General features: G+C 56.8%; 1 protein-coding gene. It reads right to left on the bottom strand.

All coding sequences use genetic code 11. From position 1 onward, the window contains the following. Positions 1 to 40 precede the first annotated feature (40 nt). Positions 41 to 1,116 (bottom strand): IS3 family transposase gene (locus KYK14_RS21890; RefSeq protein WP_246601985.1). Its coding sequence is split into 2 segments (ribosomal slippage): positions 41 to 867 and positions 867 to 1,116, totalling 1,077 coding nucleotides; the frame shifts between segments, so codons are not numbered across the junction. Positions 1,117 to 1,189 lie beyond the last annotated feature (73 nt).

Here is a 1,189-nt window from a genome sequence, read left to right on the forward strand (position 1 = left end):
TGTACGCTTCCCTATTGAGTAAGCCAGTGGTTAGTAGAGGTTAAGCCGCTTGTTTAAATTCGAGTGGGGTCATAAAATTCAAGGCTTGGTGGGGCCGTTGGGTGTTGTAGTCGAGCATCCACTCGTCCACTAGTTGGCGAACATGAGCCAATGAGCGGAACAGGTGCGCGTCAAGCAGTTCACGCCGAAAGGAGCCGTTGAAGCGTTCGATATAGGCGTTTTGGGTCGGCTTGCCGGGTTGAATCCAGTGCAGGACAATCCCCTGCGCCTCGCACCATTCGGTCAACCGGGTGCTAATGAACTCGGGACCATTATCGGTGCGCAGCTGCGTAGGGCGGCCATGACACTCGACTAGGCGCGTCAGTACCTGCACTACCCGACTGGCAGGCAAGGAGAAGTCGATTTCCACGCCTAACAACTGGCGGTTGTAGTCATCGAGCACGTTCAGGGTCCGAAACCGACGCCCATCCGTCAGCACGTCACTGGTAAAGTCGAGTGACCAGCACACGTTAGCCGTCGTGGGCACCGCTAAGGGCTGCTTGACGCGGGCTGGCACCCGCTTTTTCAAACGCCGGGGTAGGTGCAGGGCCAGCGCCCGATAAATACGCAGGGTGCGCTTATGATTGATTATCAAGCCGTTTTTGCGCAAGCGGTGGTGTAACTTCCAAAATCCCCAGCCGGGGTGCCGACCCGTCAAAGCCCGCAACGACTGCTCTACGGGCTCATCCTTATGCCTCCGTGCCACCCCTCGATAGCTGCCACGCGAGAGCCCCACCAGGGCGCACGCCCGCCGCTGACTCCAGCCTGTACTTACTAAGCCCTGCGCTGCCTGGCGCCGCGCCGCAGGGCTACTTACTTTTTTCGCAGGATCTCCTTGATCGCCTGATTCTCTAGGCTTAGGTCGGCGAACATCTGCTTAAGCTTTCGATTCTCTTCTTCTAAGTGTTTGAGCCGGGTCAGCTCGGCCACACTCGCGCCTGCATATTTGCTCTTCCAAGCATAAAAGGTGGCTTCGCTCAAGCCGTGCTCGCGCACAATCTGGGCGACGGTCTGCCCACTGGCTTGTTGTTGCAGAATGGCCACAATCTGGGCTTCGCTGAATCGTCCCTTTTTCATGTCTCAGTTGTCAGGTAGTGAAAATACGCTTTTCTCTGCTCACAACTGGCTCCCTAAATGGGGAAGCCTACAA

The organism is Hymenobacter profundi (assembly GCF_019334315.1).
Taxonomy (GTDB): domain Bacteria; phylum Bacteroidota; class Bacteroidia; order Cytophagales; family Hymenobacteraceae; genus Hymenobacter; species Hymenobacter profundi.